Here is a 23,307-nt window from a genome sequence, read left to right on the forward strand (position 1 = left end):
CCAACTGGTACCATTATTATTTTTATATTGGGCCTATTAAGCATATCATAAAACGCTTACAATGACTAAAACAAAGGGAGGTTTTTATGTTGGCAATAACCAATTGGCAAGAAAAAAGGGATCGCTATGTTCCGAGAGGATTGGGGAACGGCAATCGGGCAATTGCCGATCGTGGTGAAGGGGCCACCATATATGATGAAAATGACAATGCCTATATTGATTTCGCCGGTGCGATCGGCGTCATGAACGTGGGGCATTCGCATCCAAAAGTCGTGGAAGCTGCCAAAGAGCAAATGGATAAAGTGACGCACCCGGGCTTTAACGTCGTCATGTATGATAGTTATATTGAACTGGCTGAGCGTCTTAGTAAGCTTACCCCGGGTGATTTTGACAAGAAAACACTTTTGTTAAATAGCGGCGCCGAAGCCATCGAGAACGCGGTGAAAATCGCGAGGAAGGCGACAGGCAGACAAGCGGTCGTTACATTTACCCGCGGATTTCACGGCCGGACGAATATGACGATGGCGATGACAGGGAAAGTGAAACCTTATAAGTATGAGTTTGGTCCTTTTGCTCCGGAAGTCTATCACGCCCCATATCCGTATGTGTTTCGTAAGCCGGAAGAACAAAGTGACGAGGCTTATGTACAGTCTGTTATTGATGAATTTGATCTGTTTTTTAAAACCGAAGTCGCACCGGAACAAATTGCGTGTGTGGTCATGGAGCCGGTTCAAGGTGAGGGTGGTTTCGTTGTACCGCCGAAGGCGTTCGTTGAACACGTTGCCGAGCGTTGCAAAGAACACGGCATTCTTTTCGTTGCCGATGAAATTCAAACCGGATTCGCACGCACCGGTGCTTGGTTTGCCAGCGAACATTTCGGCATCACGCCTGATTTAATGACGTTGTCGAAATCGCTAGCGGCCGGATTCCCTTTAAGCGCTGTGGTAGGAACAGCTGACGTGATGGACGCAGCTAATCCTGGTGAAATAGGGGGTACTTTTGCCGGAAACGCCGTTGCCTGCAAAGCAGCCCTTGCCGTCCTGGATGTTATTGAGGAAGAGAACTTGAATGAGCGAGCGGAAGTTATAGGCCAGCAATTGGAAAATCAAGTACACGAGTGGCAACAAGAACTTGGCTTTATTCAAGGATTTCGCCGATTGGGAGCCATGGTCGCTTTTGAAGTAGTTAAAGAAGACGGGAAGACACCGGCTCCGGAAAAAACAGCTTCTATCTTGAAGGCGGCTAATGCATCGGGATTATTGTTGTTGTCGTCCGGTGTGTATGGCAACGTGATTCGCTTTCTCACGCCGCTCGTGATCACCTATGAAGAATTGGAGAAAGGGTTTCAAATCCTTGAAGACGTATTGAAACAGCAGTGAGGGGAGATTCCATGAGAAAAAAATTGTATATAAATGGTAAATGGCAAGGGGAAGAACATGATCAGTTCGACGTTGTAAATCCGGCAACGAAGCAGGTGATCGCGGCGGTGTCTAACGGCGGCAAGAACGAAGCCGAACAAGCCGTAGAGGCTGCTCATACCGCATTTGAAATGTGGTCCGGATTTACGGCTCAAGAACGCAGCGGGTTTTTGGCTAAATGGCATCAATTAATCGAAGAAAACAAGGAAGAAATTGGAAAAATCATGACGATGGAACAAGGGAAACCTTTAAAAGAGGCGATCGGGGAAGTCGGTTACGCCAACGGTTTTATCTCTTGGTATGCCGAAGAAGCCAAACGAATTTACGGCGATACCATCCCCGCTTCTCAAACGAATAAACGAATATTCGTCCAAAAACAACCGGTCGGTGTGGTATCAGCCATTACCCCTTGGAACTTCCCGGCCGCGATGATTACCCGTAAAGTCGCGCCGGCCCTCGCAGCGGGGTGTACAGCCGTCATTAAATCGGCTGAGGAAACACCGCTGACGGCTCTGAAATTGGCGGAGCTTGCAGAGGAAGCAGGCATTCCGGCAGGGGTCGTCAATGTCATTACCGGGAAACCTAAAGAAATTGGAGATGCATGGCTTCAGGACGACCGCGTACGAAAAATTACTTTTACAGGCTCCACTGAAGTAGGAAAACAGTTGATGAAAGGGGCTGCTGAAACGGTTAAAAAGGTGTCGCTTGAACTCGGCGGACACGCCCCGTTTATCGTCATGGAAGATGCGGATTTAGACAAAGCCGTGGAACAGTTAATCGGCTCTAAATTCCGTAATTCCGGACAAACATGCATCTGTACGAACCGCGTGTACGTACAAGCAACGATTCTGGAAGCCTTCAGCGAAAAATTCAAAGCGGCTGTTGCGGAGTTAAAGACCGGAAATGGATTAGAAGAAAATGTTGATCTGGGACCATTGATTAACGACCAAGCCATTGAAAAAGTCCAGAGCCATCTCGATGACGCGACAGCAAAAGGCGGAGAGGTATCAATCGGCGGAAATAGCTTCGTGAAAAACGGAGGCCAATATTTTGAACCGACCATTATAACCGGCGCTACCGACGATATGCTCTGCATGAATGAAGAAACCTTCGGCCCCGTCGCACCCATTGCTTCTTTCGAAACAGAAGAAGAAGTTATCCAACGCGCGAACAATTCCCCTTATGGCTTAGCGGCATATGTTTTCTCGGAAAACATCGGGAGAGCTGTCCGTGTAAGCGAAGCTTTGGAATACGGCATTGTAGGTGTTAATGACGGGCTTCCTTCTGTACCACAGGCGCCATTCGGAGGAATGAAAGAAAGCGGTATAGGACGAGAAGGCGGACACCATGGGATTGAGGAGTATTTGGAAGTGAAATATATTTCTTTGGGAGTATAAGTGCCTAAAAGATATGGCAGGTTATAGATTAATGGAGGAGTAACCATGAGTAAACAGTCACTATTATTTTATGGCGGAAAAATACTAACAATGAGCGATGGAACAGAAAGTGCGGAAGCAGTAGCTGTGAAAGGAAATGAAATTTTTTTTGTAGGCTCATACCAAGAGTGTAAAGCTTCTTTACAAGGAGAAATAAAAGAAATAAATTTAAAGGGTAAATCTCTGCTCCCTGGATTTGTTGATCCTCACGCGCACTTAATGATGTTGGGTATGGCTTATAGTTGGGCAGATATTAGTTACCCTAAAGTTAAAAGTATCGCTGATATCATTGCTGTTTTAAGGGAACAAAAGGAGAAAACACCTGCGGGTAGTATTATTCGTGGATTTGGACTCGATCAGAGAAACCTTGAGGAAAAACGATATCCGACAGCTGATGAGCTGGATGAAGTTGCTGAAGATTGCCCTGTTCAAATTATGCATGTAAGCGGGCACAATAATGTGGTTAATAATTATTTACTTCAAGAACTAGGAGTTAATAAGAATGTAGAGGATCCTGTAGGTGGAGCCATAGGAAGATATGAGAACGGACTTCCAAATGGTCAGCTGTTCGATAGTGCCAATGATCATTTTGCTAAAAAATCTGGTGTCGTGATTGGAAGCAACGGTCCTAACATTCATATGCCGGATACACCTGAAAATTTACAAAACCTTGTTGCTGTTGGTCAAGAACAATGCTTTTTAGCGGGTGTGACAACAATCAATGATCCTCAGGTTACAAAACAGGAGATGGAATCTTTTCAGGAAGCTCGAAATAATGACCTGCTAAAAATGCGTATTGTGATGTCTTTTCTATCTACGTACTTGGATGAATTGACTCAACTTGGATTTAGATCCGGCTTTGGTGATGACCAACTTTCGATTGGTTCCATTAAATTGTACGCAGATGGCTCCCTAAATTCCGGTACCGCATACTTGTCTTCTGGTTATCTAGACAGCAGCCGTAAACAAGGATATCTATATCATGAACCGGAACGTTTTAAAGAAATACTTGTGAAAGCGCATAGACAAGGTTTTCAGACCATTACACATGCTCAGGGCGATGGGGCAATTCAATTAGTCATTGATGGTGTGAAAGCGTCACAAGAGCAATCACCACGGAGTGATGTGCGACATCGAATTGAACATTGTGGATTACCGGATCCGGCTCAGATCCAGGATATTTCTGAATTAAAAATGTGGCCTGTTCCCCAACCACAACACGTGTATCAGTTTGGTGAAGGGGTTGTACGAGCAGTCGGTGACCATGGTGAAAACTATTCACCGTATGGGTGGTTTAAAGATCAAAATATACCTCTCGTATTGTCCTCAGATGCGCCGGTCGCTCCTCCAAACCCATTGCAGGCTATTTATGCAGCCGTCACGCGGTCCACATTACAAGGAAACGTTGTAGGTGCTGAACATCGAATCTCTCTTACTGAAGCTTTAAAAGGCTATACGATTGAAGCGGCTAAAGCCATACATCGTGAAGATTCTATTGGATCCATCGAAAAAGGCAAACTAGCTGATTTTGTCGTATTGGATAAAAACCCGTATGACACATCAGTAGAAGAGATCCCTAATATTGAAGTAAGTGAGACATGGATTTCGGGAGAGCAAGTTTATTAAAGAAACGAGGTTATTCATTTTATGCTGACAAATGAAAAGAAGGACATCATAGAATGGGTTAACGGAAATAAAAAAACATTATCTGATTGGAATCAGACGATCTGGAACTATGCAGAACCAGCTTGGCGAGAATACAAATCATCAGCTTGGTATGTCCATCGCTTAAGGGAAGAGGGGTTTGAGGTTGAAGAGCAAAGTGGCGACATGCCTACCGCTTTTTGCGCAACTTGGAAAAACGGCACAGGGCCTGTCATTGGCGGCTATGCGGAGTATGATGCTGTCCCCGGGAATAACCAGGCAGCTGATACTGTCAAAAGACCCAGGGAGGGATTAAGTCCATATGCCGGTGGGCATACGGACCCTCATTCTGCACTAGGCATAGGTTCCCTTGGAGGGTTTTTAGCGGCGAAAGCAATGATGGAAAAGCATGACATTAAGGGGACATTAAAGTTTTTTGGCGAACCTGCAGAAAAATTACGAGGCTCAAAGCCTATTCATGCAGCGAAAGGTTATTATGATGACCTCGATGCTGCAATAAGCTTTCACCCTTTTTATATGCTGCCTCTATGTAATACGACCAGATGGGATACGCATTGTGCGGTCGCATATTCTGTCATGTATACGTTCACTTGTGATGAACCGGAAACATGGCTATCCTCAGGAAAAGACTCTCCTATTCCTGCTGCACATGCGGCTGCACGCGCCCCAGGCGCAACGGATGCTGTTGTTACTATGTATTCGTTGTCCAAAATGTATAAGGAACACATGCTATCAAACAATATGGGATGGTCTGTCAATGAAACAATTTTAAATACTGGACAGGCGACTGCTGATAATATCCCAGCGCAAATGTCGCAAATTTACTATTTTATTCGGGTTCCGGATATTGAAAAAGCTGAACAGGTGATTCAAGTACTCGATCAAAATGCAGAAAGCGCTGCTTCAGCTGCTCATTGTAATTGGAAACGAGAATGGATTACAAAATCACGGGCAGGCCTTGCGAATCACACGTTGGCAGAAGCAACTTATCAAAATCTTGAACTTGTGGGCGCCCCTAAATTTGAAGGGAACGCCATTAAAAAGGCACAAGAAATTCAAGAAAATCTTGGACTGCAACCGTTGGAGGATCCTTACTTGGATGAGATTGAAACCCTAATCCCTCCACAAGAAGCAGAGGAGAAAATGCGTGAAATGTTACCTGCTTGGCAACAACATTTTACCTCTGACGACTACACAGAGTATTGCTGGCATGCTCCCACGGTTAGACTCTATATAGGTAGACCGGCACTAAAATCACCGAAGTCAGGTTATGTTTATCCTGATTGGGTAATGAATGCAATGGGGGGAATCCCTGAATGTATCAACCCAATGATATTTAGTGCTTCTAAAACAGTAGGTTTGACGATCATTGATCTGCTAACTGATGATCACCTACTTGAAGAAGCAAAACAAGAGTTTAATGAGCGTACCGGTGGTGGTATTAAAGGCACCCAGTGGATACCCCCGCTTTGCGATTATGATCCTCCTATTGATTACCGTTGGCCTGAATATGTCACTACCCCTCGTGGAGAGGACCATTGGGTAATTCCGGCAAAGGGCGATCAATGATCCGCAACATTTTGACTTATAGTGTAATGACATTAATTAGTGATACATTCATATGGAAAGGAGGATCACATTGAAAAGATATATTGTCTTAGTTGGTGCTCTTATGATCACTTTTCTATTGGTAATTATCGGCGTTATAAATTCTGAAGGATTAAGTGTTTTCTCTGAATATCTTCTAAACGATTTGATTGGTGGATATTTTGGTTGGTACTATATGCTGGTTGCTTTTTTCATTGTAGTGATTTGTTTATATACAGCTTTTTCGAAATATGGATCCATCAAACTTGGTAAAGATTCGGATCGACCAGAGTTCAATAAGTTTACTTGGATTGCGATGTTGTATAGTGCAGGACTCGCGATAAGCCTTTATTTTTGGGGAGTAGCGGAACCTGTATTAATGTACATGGAGCCTGCTGTCGGGGAAGGTGAGACAAAAGAAGCAGCAGATTTAGCGATGCAGTATTCCTTTTTTCATTGGGCGTTGCACAGCTTTGGAGCTTATACGATAACCGGACTGTTTATGGCTTATTTCCAATATAGGAAAAATGCCCCGCCCTTGATCAATTATGCTTTTCAGCCTTTATTAGGGGACCGAATTCATGGTCCAATAGGCCAGATCATTAATATAATAGCGATATTTGCAGTGATTGGCGGGATTACAACTTCGCTTGGTCTAGGTGTTATGCAAATGGGGGCCGGTTTTGATTATGCTTGGGGGATTGACAATACACCTACTACGCAAATATTTATGATTCTAATCCTAACGGTCTTGTTTATCATTTCTGCAAGCTCGGGTATACAAAGAGGTATTAAATGGTTGTCTAATATCAACATTGTAATAGCTTTGACGGTTTTGGTTTTAATTTTCATATTAGGCCCGACTACAAATATTTTGGAAACATTTGTGAGCACTACAGGTAATTATCTACAAAACTTCATAAACATGAGTTTTCATATGGAACCATTTATTGAAGGTTATGATTGGCAAGCAGGTTGGGATTTCTTTTACTGGGGCTGGGCTATCAGCTTTGGCGTTTTTGTCGGACTTTTCATGGCTAGAATTTCAAAAGGGAGAACTATCAAAGAATTTATTCTCGGAGCCATGGTAGTGCCATCAATAGCTACAATGGTTTGGTACTCTACTTTTGGCGGAAGTGCCCTCTACAACATTGTTAACTTGGGTAATAATGAATTGGCTAATCAAATATTAGCAGATATGGACACTGCTTTGTTTTACTTCTTGGATCTTTTTCCGTTAGGGTCAATAATTATTGTGCTGGTACTTGTTTCATTGGTTATTTTCTTTGTTACATCTGCAGATTCAACTGTTTACGTACTTGGGATGTATAGTGAGGGGACGACAACACCCACCAATAGGAGTAAAATATTATGGGGGATGGTCATTGCTGGGTTGGCAATCGCTTTATTATTAAGTGGCACGCTAACTGCTTTACAATCCATATCAGCTGCGGCTGGTTTACCTTTTTCTTTAATTGTAATAGGTATGTGTGTTTCCTTCTTTAAATCCTTGCGAGAAGAGTATGTAGGTTTGAGCTATAAAAAAGAAAAATGAGTTGTTTATGAAAATGAAGCACAAGGAGGTGCAGGTTTAAATGCCTGTATCTTCTTACGAGGGAGGAATATTGATGTACCAACCAAAAGATTCATCCAGGTCACCGCGTTATGTCGGACCAAGAACTTTTATGAGACTGGAGAATATCCGAACGACAGATGATGTTGATTTTATAGTTGCAGGGGTTCCATTTGACACGGCTGCTTCAAATAGGACAGGTCAACGTTATGGTCCTCAGCATATACGGGATTTTTCAGTATTGCTTCGACCTTACAATCCGGATCAGGACATCAATATTTTTAACTATTGTTCCGGAGTGGATTATGGCGATATCGATATCATTCCAGGGAACATTCACAGAACGTATGACAATATCGTTGAACAACTCGATGAAATTCTTGAAAAATCAATTACCCCAGTATTGATGGGCGGGGATCATTCTATTACGCTCGGGCATTTGCGAGCGTTTGCTAAACATTATGGCCCCGTTGCTCTCGTGCACTTTGATTCCCACGGTGATGCTTGGGATGACTACTTCGGAGAAAAATATATGCACGGGACACCTTTTCGCAGAGCTGTTGAAGAAGGCTTGCTAGATGTTGATCACTCCATACAAATTGGAATGCGTGGTCCTCTGTACGGTCCTGAGGATATTCAAGGTGCCAGGGATCTCGGTTTTCAGGTAATTCCAATGAGGGAAGCGCGGCAGTTAGGTTATGACGAAGTGATAAAACAAATTCATCAAAGGGTAGGAGATCGACCGGTATTTGTTACTTATGATATCGATTTCCTTGACCCAGCTTACGCACCCGGGACGGGAACGCCGGAAGCAGGTGGCCCTACCAGTTATGAAGGTTTGGAGTTTGTCAGAGGATTGGACGGTATCAACTTGGTTGGGTTTGACCTTGTAGAAGTGCTTCCTGCTTATGACAGCGGTGAAATTACTGCCATTGCTGCATCTTCAGTCATGTTTGAAATGATTTCTTTAATTGCTATGAAAAAAAGGCGGGAGCAAGATTAGGCTGCACAAAAAACAAAATAAGAACTATTTCAATGTATAGAAAAAAAGGGATGCAAACAGAACTTAACGTTCATAGCAAAAAGCTAACTCTAATGTAAGGGAAGAACATTCTGCTCGTTCTTCCCTTTAACAACACAACGCTATAGTATAAGAGCCACCACTAAGGTGGCTTTTAAATGTAAAAAGCGGGTGTCGTAGTTACAGCGACAGCATGACGGGTTAATGATGAGGATGTGTTCAAAACAGAAAATGACCTGCGAATGATGGCTGCATACATTCAGAATCTCAATACTTGTAGTCGGTATTTTCAATCTGGAAGGTTCGAATTCTCTGAATTTCTTCTAACTCGAATTCCTTGCGCTGGTGCCATTATAAATTAAAATTTGGTGCTATTAAGGTTATCAAAAAACGCTTACAATAACGAAAACAATGTAAAATAATATTACTACTTATAAATTATGATTGAATAACCACATTAAACCTATTGACAAATTTCATTATATTATTATAATTGGATTTAACAATCCTATATATATTAATTAAAGATTGTTGAATCCAATATAATGATAAATGAAAATATAACATTTACTTTTATTTGGATTATAATTATAGAGAGGAGAATTCTGGAATGGACGCACCAGTAGTTTTTCTAAATCAAGAAGAAGTGAAACAAAGCGGTGGCTCTAATATGAAAAAAACAATGGACGTTGTCGAGGACGTTTTTTCTTTACATCAAAAAGGTGATTATGTCATGCCTGATAAAACTGTATTAAGGTGGGGAGAAGGTACTGAAGCAACGAAAGGGCGTATAAATGGCATGCCAGGGTATATTGGAGGGAAATTTAATGCTTCAGGGATAAAATGGATTTCAAGTAACCCTAGCAACCCTTTTAAGTTTAATATTCCTCGTGCAGCGGGGATGATCATCTTAAACAATTCAGCTACTTATCTTCCTGAAGCAATTATGGATGGAACTCTCATTAGCTCTATGAGAACGGCTGCTAACAACGGACTTGCTGCTAAGTATCTTGCAAAAAACGATACTAAGGTTATTGGACTAATTGGGGCAGGAGTTCTAAATCGCACTATATTATTAGCTTTATATGAAGCGCTTCCAAAATTAGAGAAAGTTAAGCTTTTTGATTTAAACTCAGAAAGGTCTCAGAAATTTATTGATGAGATGTTGCCTTATGTACCGTCAGTAAAAATGAGTATTAGTGAATCAGCTAAGGATGCTGTTGAAGGATCAGACGTGTTTGTAACAGCAACTGTAACAACAGAGCCTATTGTTAAACAGGAGTGGATAAACCCAGGGTCTCTTTATCTTCATGTTGGGGCGCATGAATGTGAATTTAAGGTTGTTCAATTAGCAGACAAGTTCATAGTTGATGATTGGAAAAAAATTAAAAGTAGAGGTGAAGCAACTTCCGCTATAATGCATCAGGAAGGGGATCTTCAGGAAAGTGATATTTCTGCTAATTTAGGTGAGCTTGTGAATGGAAATAAAAAAGCAAGGGAGAGTGATGATGAAACTATAGTATTTCATAGTGTTGGACTAGGTATACAGGACATAGCTGTAGCAAAGATAATCTATGAAGAGGCAAAAGCAAAGGGGTTGGGTCAAAAGATTGAACTATGGGGGAATACCAAAATATTCATGTAAATCAATAGTTAAACTACCTAAAGTAGTTAAACTACCTGAATATAAACAAATGATCGCCAATTTTGGAGCTAATTTTTTACAATAAAAGGCAAGGTTTTAGGGTTTGTGGATAACCTTTGTAGTCACAAATGAAAAAAGATTTTAATAACCCTATTACAATGCTACTTCTGAAGTGTGATTTCAAAATTTGTGACTACATATTTTGAAGACAAATGCTCTGAATCCTGCCATTACGGTATTTAGAAAAATATGTCGGCAAACTCGGGATAGAAGTTTAAATGTATGGTGGGGACACTAACTTGTAAAAAACTTCGAATATTGAATCCAAAGCTCGTGCGTATAGAGATATGTGGAGTGTTATAGAATCCAAGGAAATAAGTAAAGGATAAGTTTTATAAAAACGTGATTCTAGGTGTAGTTGGTTATCATGAGCAGGTATGCTGTTACTACCAGTATAAGAATATATTGTTTGATCTAAAGGAGTGATTTTATGTTTCCATTAGAAACCATCGAATCTGAAAGCCTAGAATCCCTTCTTTTTTATTCAGCCTGTCTTGGAATACTATTGCTTATTGGAATAGTTATACGTATTAAACTTAAAATATTTAAGAAATTCATTATACCTGCATCTTTAATTGCGGGTGTAATTGGCTTATTAATTGGTCCCCATGTGCTTGGCTTTTTGCCCGTTGAAATGATGGATACTTGGTCAGCTTATGCTAGTATTCTTATCGCTATCGTTTTTGCACCGATGCTAATTGGAATTAATATAAACTTTAAGAGAATTAAAGAAACTCAAGCGATTCCTCAATTTATATATTCATGGAATATGAGCTTCATGCAGTGGGGAATCCCTCTTATCATAATGGCTTTATTCTTAACTCCTTTTTTTGGTGTGAATCCTTTATTTGGAACACTAACTGAAGTAGGGTGGCATGGTGGTCACGGTACTGCTGGTGGAATGTCTGAAGTATATGAAAACTTTAACTGGTCAGAGGGAGTTTCTTTAGGTTTAACAGTAGCTACCATTGGTTTAGTATTTGGTGTAATTGGTGGCACTATAATTATTAATTATGGGGTTAGAAAAGGTTATACGAATTATATGGGAAAAGATGATACTGTTGTTGAATCAAGCAAACCTGATATAATTCCTCGTTCAGAACAGCAATCCTCATCAGTAAAAACCATTCAAGGGGAGATCGTCGAAGGTTATGGATTCCACCTTGCGATAATATCGGTAGCTATTTTTATAGGGTGGATTTTACAAAATGTAATTGAACCTTATGTACCCGGTGTACCACTCTTCCCATTGACAATGATAGGAGGATTAATTGTTGGCAGCATTTTAAAAAGAACAAGTTTATATGAAGCAGTAGACTTGGAAACATTTCGACGGATTCAAGGGTTAGCGATAGATTTTCTTATTGTATCGGCAGTAGCCTCCATCAGTCTTCCAGTGGTTTTTGATCATTTGGTACCGTTGATTGTTATGTCCATAGTCATTCTATTTTTGATGGTATTTTTCTTTTTCTACATTGGTCCTCGTCTATTTGAGAAAGATTGGTTTGAACATTCGATTATAAATCTTGGAGCAGGTTTTGGTGTAGCTGCTGTAGGGTATATGCTCCTTCGAATGGTAGACCCAAAATTACAATCCGATGCGTTCATAGCATATGGGTTAAGAGCTCCTTTAGTAAGTCCATTTGCTGGAGGAGGATTAGCAACAGCTTCTATACCAATCTTAACGATCTCTTTTGGGGCGTTGCCTGTAGGTTTAGTTTGTATTGGACTGATGATTGTGATTTTTATTATAGCAAAAGTTTCAGGTCTTTATGGACGGCATAGCAACAATTATTTTAATCATTCATTGTCTGTATCGAAAGATAGACGTTCAATTTAGTAAAATTTGGGGTTATACCAATAAATCTAAGATATGATAATGTTAGAAAACCAACAAAAAAGGAGAAGCTGTATTAGATGCTATACACCCCGGTCAATCAAAAGTTGCGGAAAAACTAAAATTTTGGGCAGAAGCAGCCAGGGGATTTTCATCTTTCTGGTTGCTCCCACGCTCAATATAAAGGGTGAGAGTACTGAAATTATTTGTGGATCTTGTACATGAGAACAATCGGATAGTTACTAAAGCTGAAAAACTGGTCATTGATTATATACTAGAAAATAAAAAAGAAGTTACCTATATGACTGCTTCAAAAATAAGCAAAGAGGTTGGTGTAGGAAAAACTACTGTTGTTCGATTAGCAAGCTCTTTAGGTTATGAAAATTTCTCTCATATGCAATCATCTTTACAAGAAGAATTTATTAAACATCAATTGAATGAACGTATGCAAGATGTGAGTGAGAATATCGATAATGATAATGCCATGATAAAGAGTATAAATAAGGACATTGCAAATATCCAAGCTACCGTTGATAACATTAACATGAATGAATTTGAAGAGGCTATTAAATTGATAGGGGGATCTAAAGGCATCTATACGATAGGATTTCGATCATCAATAGCAGACGCCTATTATTTAGGTATAACATTAAAAAAGATGTTAGGTAATACCTTTCCTATTACATCGACCGGTGTCATTTTGGATCATTGTTTCCAAAATGCGAATGAGAATAGTGTCGTTATTGCTTTTTCCTTCCCGCGTTATACAATGCAGACGATCGAGAGCGTAAGATATTTAAAGGAGCAAAATAAAGTGAAAGTAATATCCATTACCGATAGTATAAAGAGTCCTTTGGTGACTATTAGTGATTATTTTTTCTTAACCTCGGCAAAATCTTTATCTCCATTATATTCCCATGTTTCCAGTATGGCACTAATTAATGCTATCATCGCTACAGTTGGGCAATATTATAATGAAAGAGTCACTAAAAACTTAATACTTGAAGAAGAAGAGATATCAAGGAGAAATGTTTTTTATCTTTAGACTTTAGGCGGAAAAATCGAAATACCCGCGTTGTTCAAAGTGTATCTTACCATTGTTTTTTCTTCATTTGTGGTATATTATGTTATGTGATTAAATTACTACTAATATGGAGATGACGTGTATGAAAGTTGACAAGAATTTGCCAGTTCCTTTGTATTATCAGGTGAAGGAAAAACTGAGGGAGAAGATTACGAATGGAATATGGACATCTGGTCAGCAGTTGCCTACAGAGCGAGAGCTGGCTGAAATTTTTGGAGTAAGCCAGATTACGGTGAAGCGAGCAATTCAGGAACTAGTAAGTACAGGTAAGCTGTATCGCCAGCGTGGGAAAGGCACCTTTGTTAAGGAAAAGAACTTGTATCAATTAGTGGGGCTTCGTAGTGGAGTTGAACGTTCGCATCCACATAAAGTGCTTCGTTTTACAATAGAGGAACCGAGTTCCGTCATAGCTGCTAAAATGAATCTGGCTCCGGATAGTTTCGTGTATCATATACATCGTCTAAAGATTGAAGATGGAATGCCAATCGGCATCGAATATAGTTATATACCAACTACCTATGTACCTGAATTAAATGAAGAGTCGGTAGTGGATGAGCTCCTCTATAATGTGTTAGATCAATATGGAGTGCCACTCGATAAAGCAAGAACCTATTTTAGCATGAGAAAAGCTGATGTCGAAGAGGCTGAATGGCTCGATATTGATACTAATTTTTATTTATTCATACTCGAACGTTTCACTATGACGGTTCAAGGAGAAGTTGTGGAATACTCAAAATGTTGTATCCGCCAAGACCATTCGCGATATTATCTAGAAGTAAAGTTGTAAAATGTGCGACCTTTTCCTTCACTAAATAAAAGTTATAATTTTATAATAATATATTGACGCGTGATATATAGTCGGCTATAATTGTGGTCAATTAACGGAATATTCATTATTAGAAATGTTATGGAGGTGTCCTGTATTGTCTGCGTACAAAGAGAAGGTTAATTTTTCGTTCAATGATGTTCGGTTAGAGGCCAAGGAAGGACAGACAGTAGCAGCTGCATTATATGAAAATGATTATAAAAAGCTAGGAACAACACGCAAGTACCAAAGACCTCGAGGTCTATTTTGTGCAACGGGGCGATGTTACAGTTGTTTGTTGACGGTGAACGATCAGAATAATGTTCTTTCGTGTATGACGCTTGTTGAAGAGGGAATGAGTGTGAAATCGAATCAATCGTAAGGAGGAGAAGATGGATACTGATCTATTAATTATAGGCGGTGGCCCTGCTGGGTTACATGCGGCAAATACAGTGGGGCAGTATGGAATACGAACGGTCATTGTAGAAGAATCCAATGCTTTGGGTGGCTTATTACGCCAACAAGTTCACTATATCAACGATTTGCCTCGCGAATTTAAGGCACAGACAGGTCAAAATCTATCCGAATATTTCATCGGTAATTTATCTGACCAGTGTACAGTGTTACTAAACCATATATTTACAGGAGTTTATAAAGATGGTCGGCTCGGCATTGCTAATCAGGAAACCGTTATACCTATTCGTGCTAAACGGGTCTTAATAGCAACTGGTGCAGCAGAAGAAACGATGATTTTCCCAGGGTGGACATTACCGGGAGTGATTAGTGTCGGTGCTGGACAGATCCTCCACCATCGAGAGGGGGTTCTCCCAGGAAAGAAGGCAGTAATTCTTGGTTCGAGTGAACCGGCTCTATCCCTGTCTATGGACTTATTTGATAAGGGGAGTGATGTTGCTATCGTTGATGGGGGGAGTGAGATAAGCTGCGGAAACCAGCAGTTGCTTGATGAAATCGTAACAAAAAATATCCCGATTTACTTTGAAGCTTTCAATCTTGAGGCGCTCGGAACAGATGAAGTTGAGAAACTTGTTTTTCAACAGTCATCTGGAAACGAGAAGAAACTCGAAACCGATGTCGTTTGTATTGGCGGTGAATATTCTCCGATATTAGAAAGCTTCGAAATACTTGATTGCAAATTCACTTATGCAGAGAAATTGGGTGGTTGGCTACCCCAATATGATCACACTTTAAAAACAAGTGTAAATCATGTTTTTGCAGCTGGTAATTGCGCTGGAATTACATCTATGTCAGGTATTCTTCTAACAGCTGAAATTGCTAGCTTAAATGTAGTGCATGAGTTAATGAATGAACAAATCCAAGAGCAGGTTGAGTCATTGTGGGAAGAGCTGATCAATATCGAAGATTCTTCATTTTTGCCTTCCTTTCATTCACGTAAGGATATCATTGCAGAGGCTTATACTTAGGGAGGTGAAATTATGAAAGGGTCTACAATCGTGTGTCGTTGTGAAGAGATTACTGCATATGAGATACAAACAGCCATTCATATGGGAGCGGAAACTTTCGATGATGTAAAGCGCATTACTCGTTGTGGAATGGGTTATTGTCAGGGGAAGATATGCATGAATCCCGTTCGCAGGTTGATTGCACAAGAAAAAAACGTGTCGCTCCATGATATCCCCCTTCCGCGAATGAGGATGCCTTTACGGATGATGAGAATGGACGTGTTAGCTACTTCATCGTCAGCATCTACCATACAATCGATATTAAAGGAAGCCACAGCAAAAGTAGGTGAAGAAGATGACCAATGATTATGATATCATCATTATCGGCTCTGGGGTGATCGGCGCAAGTATTGCTTATTATCTCTCGAAGCGTCCTCGACAAAATATTCTGGTCATTGATAAAGGTTTTCCGCTCACAGGCACATCAGGTGCTACACAAGCATGGGTGTTTGCCCATAATAAAACGCCGGGATCATATGGGAAACTGAGTATGTTAAGCGCGCAACTGTATCCATCATTGCAAGCGGAAATCGGTGATATTGAATATAAGCGAACAGGTGGAATTGTTCCCTTCTTTGACGAGGATGATTGGGTGAAAGCCGAACACCTTGTTAAAGAACAATCAAAAGCAGGATTGGACGTACAAGTGCTGAACCGGACGCAGACACTGGAAAAAGAACCTAAGCTTTCGGCAAAGATTAAAGGATCAACGTACAGCCCAATTGACGGAAACGTAAACCCTTTTTTGCTTGTAGAAAAATATGTGCGGGCGTTCCAAAGAAATGATGTTGATGTTTCTTTTTACAATGCAGTAACGGCCATTGATCATAGCGATGAACAAGTAACCGTGACAACGGAAAAAGGTATATTCAGTGGAGAAAAGATTGTCTTTGCTGGAGGGCCATGGACAGAACATTTAGGAAATATGCTTGATGTGCAAGTTCCGGTAAACCTAGTGAGAGGACAGATCCTCGTCACAGAGCCACTGCAGCCAATTATTACACATACACTTGGTGGTATGCGACAAATGGATAATGGAGTGGTGTTAATTGGAAATTCAAGCGAGAAGCATATTGGTTTGGATCGCAGAACAACGCTGGATGTGATTCAGCATACAGCAAAAATGGGGATTGATTTCGTTCCCGAGCTCAAGAAGGCACATATTTTACGATCATTTGCAGGAACGAGACTTGTTCCCTATGATGGTTTGCCGATTCTAGGGACAATGCCTTGCATGAAAAATGTATACATTGCGGCTATGCATAGTGGTGTCACGTTATCACCGCTAGTTGGTAAAGTGATGTCAGAATTGATCTTTGACGGAGAAGCAAGCATCGATATCGACGGTTATGATATTCGCAGGTTTAATAAAATAAAGCCATGATTATAAAAGAACTTCATAAATTATGAGATTATTTTAGAAGAGTAAATCTAAAATAATCTCCTCTCAGAATTTGAAGAAGTGCCAAAAGTTCTAATGAATTATCCTATACCGCGATATTTTATCTAATATGTAAAACATAAAAAAATTCAAATCAATCGTAATTCCCAGTATAAGATCGAACGAAATTAAAAACGCCTGCAGGAGTAAATCCCATTAGGTGGGTGAAAATACCCTTGTAGCACCAGCTTTAGTCAATTCCAAAAACTAATAATATGTAAGGGGGAATTAAATTGGATGCTGTAACTGCAATAATTTTAAGTTCGATGGTAATGTTGGGTATGGGAATAGCGGTTTCATTTTGGGTAGCAAGAAGAGCAGATAGTGAAACATGGAGCGTGGGAGGAAGATCCCTGCCAATGTATGTAATAGCAGGCACTCAGTTTGCAACTGGTATGGGTGGAGGTGTCTTAGTAGCTCATGTAGGGATTGGGTATGGAGGTGGTTGGTCAGCAATTACCTATAATGTGTTATACTCCATTGGCGTTGTGCTCCTCGTATTACTTGCCAGCTGGCTTAAAAAGCATAACTTTACTACGCTTCCAAATATATTTCAAAAACTGTATGGTGAAAATAAAACTATGATGAGCATCGTAACTTTTATGGCTATTGTTGTTCCTTTTGGCTGGTTATGTACTAATATGGTAGCTTTTGGAAACTTATTCTCAGAAATCACTGGTTTTTCATTTACTCTTTTAATCGTAATTTTTGCAACAATAAGTGTATTATTTGTTTTACCAGCAGGGTTAAAATCTGTTGCATGGGCTGACTTTTTATATGGATGTATCATGGTCATTTTAATGATAGCTACTGGATTTTATGCAGTTAATAGTGTAGCTGGAGGATGGTCCGAAGTAACAGCAAATGTTCCAGAGAATATGGTTTCATTTCCTGAAGGTCTTGGAGCTATAGGGATGGGGACTGTAGTTCTTTGGGTCTTTGCAATTCTTCCAGGTGCTCTCACAAACCAAATGTCCTACCAGCGAATTTATGCCGCAAAAAGTGTAAAGACAGCGAGACAAGGTTTTATTATTGCAGCTATCGTGGCAGCCACTTGTGGAATTTGGGCATCTATTATGGGGATGTCAGTATTATCACAAAATCCTGGGATAGATAATTCTGAATTAGCTACAGGTTGGTTTTTAAATCAAATACCCATTTGGTTTTTAGCTATATTTTCTGCTTTTATTATCGCTACACTGATGTCTACAGTTAGTAGTGCCATACAATCAGTTGTTGTAAATATAACGAGAGATATTTATAAAACCTATATCAATCCAAATATAGGTGATCAAATGTTAAAAAATGCATCGAGAATATTATCAGTGGTAGTTGTTATTCTTGCAGTTCTTTTATCCTTATTGTTTCCACAAGCTTTAGGGTGGCTTGAAGCAACTTATTCCTATTCTGCAGCAACCTTATTAGTTCCTATCTTTTTGGGTTTTGCATTGCGTCATTCAAATTTTCTTTCTGCTAAAGGTGTAATAGGAAGTATATTTGTTGGAATTACTAGTACAGCTATTGCGCAAATATTAAATACTACTATTCCGTATGCAGTTTTCGGTGTATTGGGTTCTTTAGCAGGTTTCTTGGTATTCAATATGATTTTTTACAAAACTGAAATGAAAGCAAAAAAAGATGAAGCAAGCTAAACATATTATAAGATTCTCATGTAGCTAAAATGCACATTAGAGGAATAAAGCGCAAAGTATTGAGAGACCATTTATTTATGATGGAGGGTGATAAACTATGGATGCAGATGTTGCTATTGTTGGTGTTGGTAGTGTAGGAAGTATGGCTGCTTGGCAGCTTTCAAAAAAAGGAATATCTGTATTAGGGTTTGAGCAATATGGAATTGGGCATGATCGATCAGCTGCAGGAGGTGAATCACGTCTTTTTCGAACAGCTTATATGGAAGGGTCTGAATATGTCCCGTTATTACAGGAATCTAAGATCTTATGGGAACAACTAGAGAAAGAGAGTGGAAGTTCACTTTTAACTTTAAACGGTGGATTAATGATAGGAGAAGCAGAATCTAAAGTTATGAGTGCAATTTTAAAAAGCATAAATGATTTTGATCTAGCTCATGAACGTCTAACAGGAGACCAGGCCAGAAAAATATATCCCCAGTTTAATATATTTAATGATGATTTAGTTATTCTAGATAAGAATGCAGGATTTATAAGGCCAGAGTTGGCTGTAGTATCAGCAACTCAACAAGCTATAGAGAACGGTGCTAAAATAAAAAGATATACAAAGGTAGACAGTATATCTTCAGATGAAAAGGGGGTGAATATTATAGCAGAAGATAGTTCATACAAGGTTAGAAAACTTATTGTTACTACAGGTGCTTGGACATGGAAGCTTTTACCCTTTTTGAAAGAGCAAGTCATTGCAAGAAGACTGTTGTTAACTTGGTTTACACCTAAAGATATTTCAAAAGTTACGCCTGATAAGTTACCAATATTCGCTAGGATGCGTGATAACTTCCGTCTTACGGGTGCCCCTACCCTTGACGGATCAATGGTAAAAGCTTCTTATACCAAAGATCCACAATTCGTAGAAGAACCATTTAATTTATACAGAGATGTTTATCCGGAAGAATTAAAACAAATCAGCGAGTCTGTAGAAGCCTTACTACCTGGCTTGCATCCTGATCCAGTACGTGCAAGTGCATATATGGATGCTTATACACCGGATAATCATGCCATAGTAGGAGAGCTTCCCAACATGAGTAATGTTATGATTGCTACTGGTTTTTCAGGACATGGGTTTAAACTTTCTCCAGTAATTGGGAAAATTATTTCGGATATATGTACTGATGGTAAAACAGATAGTGATATACACCATCTTACACCACGAAGGTTTAACCCGTATACTTGACTCTTGCAAAAAGCTTTTAGTGATGAACATTGTCAGTCATACACAAAGTTTTTCTATGAATCCTTTTAGACTTGTTGAAAGTAGCATAGAGCCTAACATTCAAGGGTTCGGAAAATGGAAGATATTACACGTCATTGCCACACTTGTGAAACAGTTTATCTTTCGAGAATCTTCTTCCTCTCAGGAGTTCACAGAGAGCATCATGTAGTGGAGGAAACTGATTGATGAGTATAAAGTCAGCACATCATAATTGTTAGATTGGAATAATATAACAATATTAAGTGATATTTGTGCCACTTTGAAAAGTATTCAATAGCCAATGTTTCTCATAAAAGCGATCAACATATTTTTCAGTTTTATCCAGGTGCGTCATTAAGCGCTTTTTTACAAAGCTGAGATCGCTTAATTTTATACAGGGATATTGGCTAACCAATCGTTATAAGGGTTTATCTGTGATTTTTAGCTCTTAAGTTGAATAATTTACAAAAACTCATTTGGAAGAATTTACGAGGATGAATAGGGGGTAAAATAAATGAACGCAATAGTGGCAATTATAGCTACCACGTTTATAGTGTTAACGGTTGTAGGTTCAGTATCTTTGTATGTTGGAAAAAAGAAAAAGGGTGAAGAGAATTGGACGGTTGCTGGAAGATCGTTACCTTTGTATGTCATTGTAGGTACACAGTTCGCAAGTGCTCAAGGCGGTGGGATGTTAGTAGCTCAAATCGGAATTGGTTACGATGCTGGATGGTCTGCAATTATGTATGGATCATTTGTAGGGATTGGACTTTTTTTATTAGTAATTCTTGCAAAATGGCTTAGAATCCAAAGGTTCGCTACAATACCTGAAATCTTTATTAAGCTGTATGGGAATCACAAGGTCTTAGTTACAACTGCTACTATAATGACTATAATAGTTCCATTTGGGTGGGTTTGTACACAGCTTGTCGCTTTTGGAAGCTTATTTTCTGAGATAACAGGGCTATCCTCTTCATTGCTTATAGTCATTTTTGCAGGTATTAGTTTAATTTTTATCTTACCAGCCGGATTAGCATCAGTAGCATGGACCGATTTTATCTTTGGGTGCATGATGGTAATTATGGCTGTAGCAAGTGTAGTTTTTGCTATTAATTTGGCTGGTGGGTGGGACACCATGACAAACAATGTTCCCCAAGAAATCGTAAGTTTTCCGGAAGGGTTGGGGGCAGCTGGGTTGACCACTATTGCCTTGTGGGCACTATCTACTTTGCCTGGCACGTTAACCAATCAAATGTATTATCTGAGAATATTTTCATCTAAAAACGTTAGTACTGCGAGGTGGTCATTAGGAATTACAGCTATCGTCATCGTGCTTTCTGTTGTTTGGGCATCCATTATGGGAATGTCTATCCGCTCTGTGAATCCCAATTTAGCAGACGAAGAAATGGCAGCTGGTTGGTTTTTGACACAACTCCCAATTTGGTTTTTGGCATTATATTCAGCATTTATTATAGCGTCCATTATGTCTACCATTAGTAGTGCAGTCCAATCAGTTGTCGCAAATATCACCCGAGATATATATAAATCCTATATCAATCCTTCAGTAAGTGAGAAAAGCTTATTGAAATTATCCAGAAGGTTCTCGATCCTCATACTTATTTTAGGCATTGTTTTATCTATAATGTTCCCAGGGGCATTAGATTGGCTTGTGGCAACCTATGCATACTCTGCTTCTGGTTTATTGGTTCCTATTTTTCTTGGTTTTGCCTTAAAAAATACACGTTTTTTAACACAACAGGGCGTTATTGGAAGTATAATCATGGGTATATTGGGTACAGGAACTGCCCATATTATTGGAACTAATATCCCTTATGCTATATTTGGGTTAGTTACTTCCTTACTTGGAATACTCGTAATAAGCTTTTTTACAAAAAATAAAAGTAAGTCGGAATCTGCTCACCCGATGTAAGTTAGCTTATAAATAAACTTCTTTCACTAATCAGGTTCTATACAATCCATATTTCGCGCCTGTTTGAGCAGACAAATGTATTTTTTAGGCAGGTGTTTTAGTAGACTATAGCCCAAATAGCAATCAGTGGGGAGAAACAGCTGGAATCATGATCATCGTGCAGGACCTCCCAATGGTCGAAGAAATGGCGATGGAAATTGAATATGTGAAAAATTTAAACGCTGATTTGAATGCCATCCTCGCTTCTATGTATGATGAAATCGTTGTCGTAAACGCCAAAGGAGATGTTCTTCGTTACAATGAACATTTCATCACAGACCCATGGGGAAGCGTCCTAAAGGTAGGAGATAACCTTTTTGAAATAGAAAACCAGGATTATTTCAGTCCCACGGTTGCACGTTTGGTTCTGGAAAAGAAAGAAAAGGTTTCAATTATTCAAGAAAGCAACGCTGGTAAAAATATATTGGCGACCGGGAACCCTGTATTCGATAAAGAAGGGCATATTCACCGTATCGTCATTGCTTTTAGAGATATAACAGAAACCACCCAGTTAAAATCGGAATTACAAGAAACGAAAGCATTGAATAAGCGGTTTCAAGAGGAACTGAAAATTTTAAAAAGAAGAGAGAAAATCATTTATTGTAGCTCGGAAATGGAACAAGTCATGACCAAAGTATATAAATTGGGCGAGTTTCACTCCTCCGTTTTAATCATGGGGGAATCGGGGGTAGGGAAAGAATTAATTGCCCAATCCATTCACCGAAATGGGCTTCGCGCGCAGCAACCTTTCTTATCGATTAACTGCGGTGCCATTCCGGCAGAATTGCTGGAAAGTGAATTGTTCGGTTATGCCAAAGGCGCATTTACTGGAGCGCATACCAAAGGAAAACTGGGCTATTTTCAGCAAGCCGATCAAGGTGTGCTATTATTAGACGAAATTGGTGAAATGTCTACCGATCTGCAAGTGAAATTGTTAAGAGTTCTACAAGAAGGGCAAGTAACGCCTGTGGGAAGCGCAAAACCAATCGCCATCGATGTACAAATCATTGCCGCTACGAATAAAAATTTAGAAAAGATGGTTGAAGAAGGAACATTCCGCTCGAGTTCAACAGTCGCTAGGCAAACAAAATCCCGCAGATGGGCATAGGAATGCCGGTTTGCAGGATTTTTGGACATAGGTGGCGTGTAACTATGTTTTAGCCCGAATGTCGAAAACTTTGGGAGGGGTCTCAACCCCTAGTGTGCGTAGGGTTTGACGTTGTTCATGAGTGAGTTCTGTGCGCTGCTGAAAGTCTCCTTTTTTAGAAGAATAATGGCCGAGATGCATCTGCTCCATCGTTTTCCGGATGGTTCGCCACGTTTGTTTGGTTTCGACTTCCGCGACTCGAATCAATAAGAGTGCTAACCAATTGATTAGGATATG

Annotated in this window: 17 protein-coding genes and 2 pseudogenes; 18 read left to right on the forward strand and 1 reads right to left on the reverse strand. The window is 39.9% G+C overall.

Annotation, left to right across the window (positions count from 1 at the left end):
* Nucleotides 1-89 precede the first annotated feature (89 nt).
* The 18 genes and pseudogenes from gabT to BLS58_RS10050 all read left to right on the forward strand — a co-directional run.
* A complete protein-coding gene (gabT, locus tag BLS58_RS09965) occupies nucleotides 90-1,379 on the forward strand; it encodes a 4-aminobutyrate--2-oxoglutarate transaminase (RefSeq protein WP_245723131.1) in 1,290 nt (429 codons plus the stop codon).
* A 23-nt stretch (nucleotides 1,380-1,402) separates the two neighbouring features.
* Nucleotides 1,403-2,815, forward strand: a complete 1,413-nt coding sequence (locus BLS58_RS09970) for an NAD-dependent succinate-semialdehyde dehydrogenase (RefSeq protein ID WP_281241003.1) — start codon at nucleotides 1,403-1,405, stop codon at nucleotides 2,813-2,815.
* Between the two features lie 45 nt (nucleotides 2,816-2,860).
* Entirely contained in the window at nucleotides 2,861-4,480 is a 1,620-nt protein-coding gene (locus BLS58_RS09975) for an amidohydrolase (protein ID WP_090398472.1), read from the forward strand.
* A 21-nt stretch (nucleotides 4,481-4,501) separates the two neighbouring features.
* Nucleotides 4,502-6,088, forward strand: a complete 1,587-nt coding sequence (locus tag BLS58_RS09980) for a zinc-binding metallopeptidase family protein (RefSeq protein WP_090398474.1) — start codon at nucleotides 4,502-4,504, stop codon at nucleotides 6,086-6,088.
* Between the two features lie 70 nt (nucleotides 6,089-6,158).
* A complete protein-coding gene (locus BLS58_RS09985; RefSeq protein WP_090398476.1) occupies nucleotides 6,159-7,661 on the forward strand; it encodes a BCCT family transporter in 1,503 nt (500 codons plus the stop codon).
* A 73-nt stretch (nucleotides 7,662-7,734) separates the two neighbouring features.
* Entirely contained in the window at nucleotides 7,735-8,682 is a 948-nt protein-coding gene (gene speB / locus BLS58_RS09990) for an agmatinase (RefSeq protein WP_090398477.1), read from the forward strand.
* Between the two features lie 628 nt (nucleotides 8,683-9,310).
* Nucleotides 9,311-10,345, forward strand: a complete 1,035-nt coding sequence (locus BLS58_RS09995) for an ornithine cyclodeaminase family protein (RefSeq protein WP_090398478.1) — start codon at nucleotides 9,311-9,313, stop codon at nucleotides 10,343-10,345.
* Nucleotides 10,346-10,835: 490 nt separating this feature from the next.
* A complete protein-coding gene (locus BLS58_RS10000) occupies nucleotides 10,836-12,245 on the forward strand; it encodes a sodium/glutamate symporter (RefSeq protein WP_090398480.1) in 1,410 nt (469 codons plus the stop codon).
* 205 nt (nucleotides 12,246-12,450) lie between these two features.
* Entirely contained in the window at nucleotides 12,451-13,287 is an 837-nt protein-coding gene (locus BLS58_RS10005) for a MurR/RpiR family transcriptional regulator (protein WP_176764703.1), read from the forward strand.
* 121 nt (nucleotides 13,288-13,408) lie between these two features.
* Nucleotides 13,409-14,113 (forward strand): GntR family transcriptional regulator, encoded by a 705-nt coding sequence (locus tag BLS58_RS10010; protein WP_090398484.1) that lies wholly within the window; start codon nucleotides 13,409-13,411, stop codon nucleotides 14,111-14,113.
* 115 nt (nucleotides 14,114-14,228) lie between these two features.
* The gene (locus tag BLS58_RS10015) at nucleotides 14,229-14,513 is read left to right on the forward strand and encodes a (2Fe-2S)-binding protein (RefSeq protein ID WP_090398486.1); all 285 of its coding nucleotides are present in this window, start codon (nucleotides 14,229-14,231) and stop codon (nucleotides 14,511-14,513) included.
* Between the two features lie 10 nt (nucleotides 14,514-14,523).
* Nucleotides 14,524-15,573 carry an NAD(P)/FAD-dependent oxidoreductase gene (locus BLS58_RS10020; protein WP_090398488.1) on the forward strand — a complete coding sequence of 350 codons (1,050 nt, stop codon included), beginning with the start codon at nucleotides 14,524-14,526 and terminating at the stop codon, nucleotides 15,571-15,573.
* A gap of 12 nt (nucleotides 15,574-15,585) precedes the next feature.
* Nucleotides 15,586-15,918: a (2Fe-2S)-binding protein gene (locus BLS58_RS10025; protein ID WP_090398490.1), complete on the forward strand. Its 333-nt coding sequence runs from the start codon at nucleotides 15,586-15,588 to the stop codon at nucleotides 15,916-15,918.
* Nucleotides 15,908-16,996, forward strand: a complete 1,089-nt coding sequence (locus BLS58_RS10030; RefSeq protein WP_090398492.1) for an NAD(P)/FAD-dependent oxidoreductase — start codon at nucleotides 15,908-15,910, stop codon at nucleotides 16,994-16,996. Before BLS58_RS10025 ends, BLS58_RS10030 begins: the two co-directional genes overlap by 11 nt.
* 290 nt (nucleotides 16,997-17,286) lie before the next feature.
* Nucleotides 17,287-18,705: a sodium:solute symporter family protein gene (locus BLS58_RS10035; protein ID WP_245723132.1), complete on the forward strand. Its 1,419-nt coding sequence runs from the start codon at nucleotides 17,287-17,289 to the stop codon at nucleotides 18,703-18,705.
* Between the two features lie 97 nt (nucleotides 18,706-18,802).
* Nucleotides 18,803-19,936 (forward strand): N-methyl-L-tryptophan oxidase, encoded by a 1,134-nt coding sequence (gene solA / locus BLS58_RS10040; RefSeq protein ID WP_090398494.1) that lies wholly within the window; start codon nucleotides 18,803-18,805, stop codon nucleotides 19,934-19,936.
* A gap of 532 nt (nucleotides 19,937-20,468) precedes the next feature.
* Complete coding sequence (locus tag BLS58_RS10045) at nucleotides 20,469-21,884, forward strand: sodium:solute symporter family protein (RefSeq protein ID WP_090398496.1); 1,416 nt, start codon at nucleotides 20,469-20,471, stop codon at nucleotides 21,882-21,884.
* A gap of 145 nt (nucleotides 21,885-22,029) precedes the next feature.
* Nucleotides 22,030-22,983: pseudogene (locus BLS58_RS10050) on the forward strand (sigma 54-interacting transcriptional regulator); the annotation flags it as partial.
* A 90-nt stretch (nucleotides 22,984-23,073) separates the two neighbouring features.
* Here the strand turns inward: BLS58_RS10050 and BLS58_RS17840 are convergent.
* Nucleotides 23,074-23,307: pseudogene (locus tag BLS58_RS17840) on the reverse strand (IS1634 family transposase); the annotation flags it as partial.

This window comes from Natribacillus halophilus (genome assembly GCF_900100185.1).
GTDB lineage: Bacteria > Bacillota > Bacilli > Bacillales > Marinococcaceae > Natribacillus > Natribacillus halophilus.

Excerpts from the sequence above, each read along its gene's own strand:
- BLS58_RS09975 (WP_090398472.1), top strand. The coding sequence starts at position 2,861 with ATGAGTAAACAGTCACTATTATTTTATGGCGGAAAAATACTAACAATG.
- BLS58_RS09980 (WP_090398474.1), top strand. The coding sequence starts at position 4,502 with ATGCTGACAAATGAAAAGAAGGACATCATAGAATGGGTTAACGGAAAT.
- speB (WP_090398477.1), top strand. The coding sequence starts at position 7,735 with ATGTACCAACCAAAAGATTCATCCAGGTCACCGCGTTATGTCGGACCA.
- BLS58_RS09995 (WP_090398478.1), top strand. The coding sequence starts at position 9,311 with ATGGACGCACCAGTAGTTTTTCTAAATCAAGAAGAAGTGAAACAAAGC.
- BLS58_RS10000 (WP_090398480.1), top strand. The coding sequence starts at position 10,836 with ATGTTTCCATTAGAAACCATCGAATCTGAAAGCCTAGAATCCCTTCTT.
- BLS58_RS10010 (WP_090398484.1), top strand. The coding sequence starts at position 13,409 with ATGAAAGTTGACAAGAATTTGCCAGTTCCTTTGTATTATCAGGTGAAG.
- BLS58_RS10015 (WP_090398486.1), top strand. The coding sequence starts at position 14,229 with ATGTTATGGAGGTGTCCTGTATTGTCTGCGTACAAAGAGAAGGTTAAT.
- BLS58_RS10020 (WP_090398488.1), top strand. The coding sequence starts at position 14,524 with ATGGATACTGATCTATTAATTATAGGCGGTGGCCCTGCTGGGTTACAT.
- BLS58_RS10025 (WP_090398490.1), top strand. The coding sequence starts at position 15,586 with ATGAAAGGGTCTACAATCGTGTGTCGTTGTGAAGAGATTACTGCATAT.
- BLS58_RS10030 (WP_090398492.1), top strand. The coding sequence starts at position 15,908 with ATGACCAATGATTATGATATCATCATTATCGGCTCTGGGGTGATCGGC.
- solA (WP_090398494.1), top strand. The coding sequence starts at position 18,803 with ATGGATGCAGATGTTGCTATTGTTGGTGTTGGTAGTGTAGGAAGTATG.
- BLS58_RS10045 (WP_090398496.1), top strand. The coding sequence starts at position 20,469 with ATGAACGCAATAGTGGCAATTATAGCTACCACGTTTATAGTGTTAACG.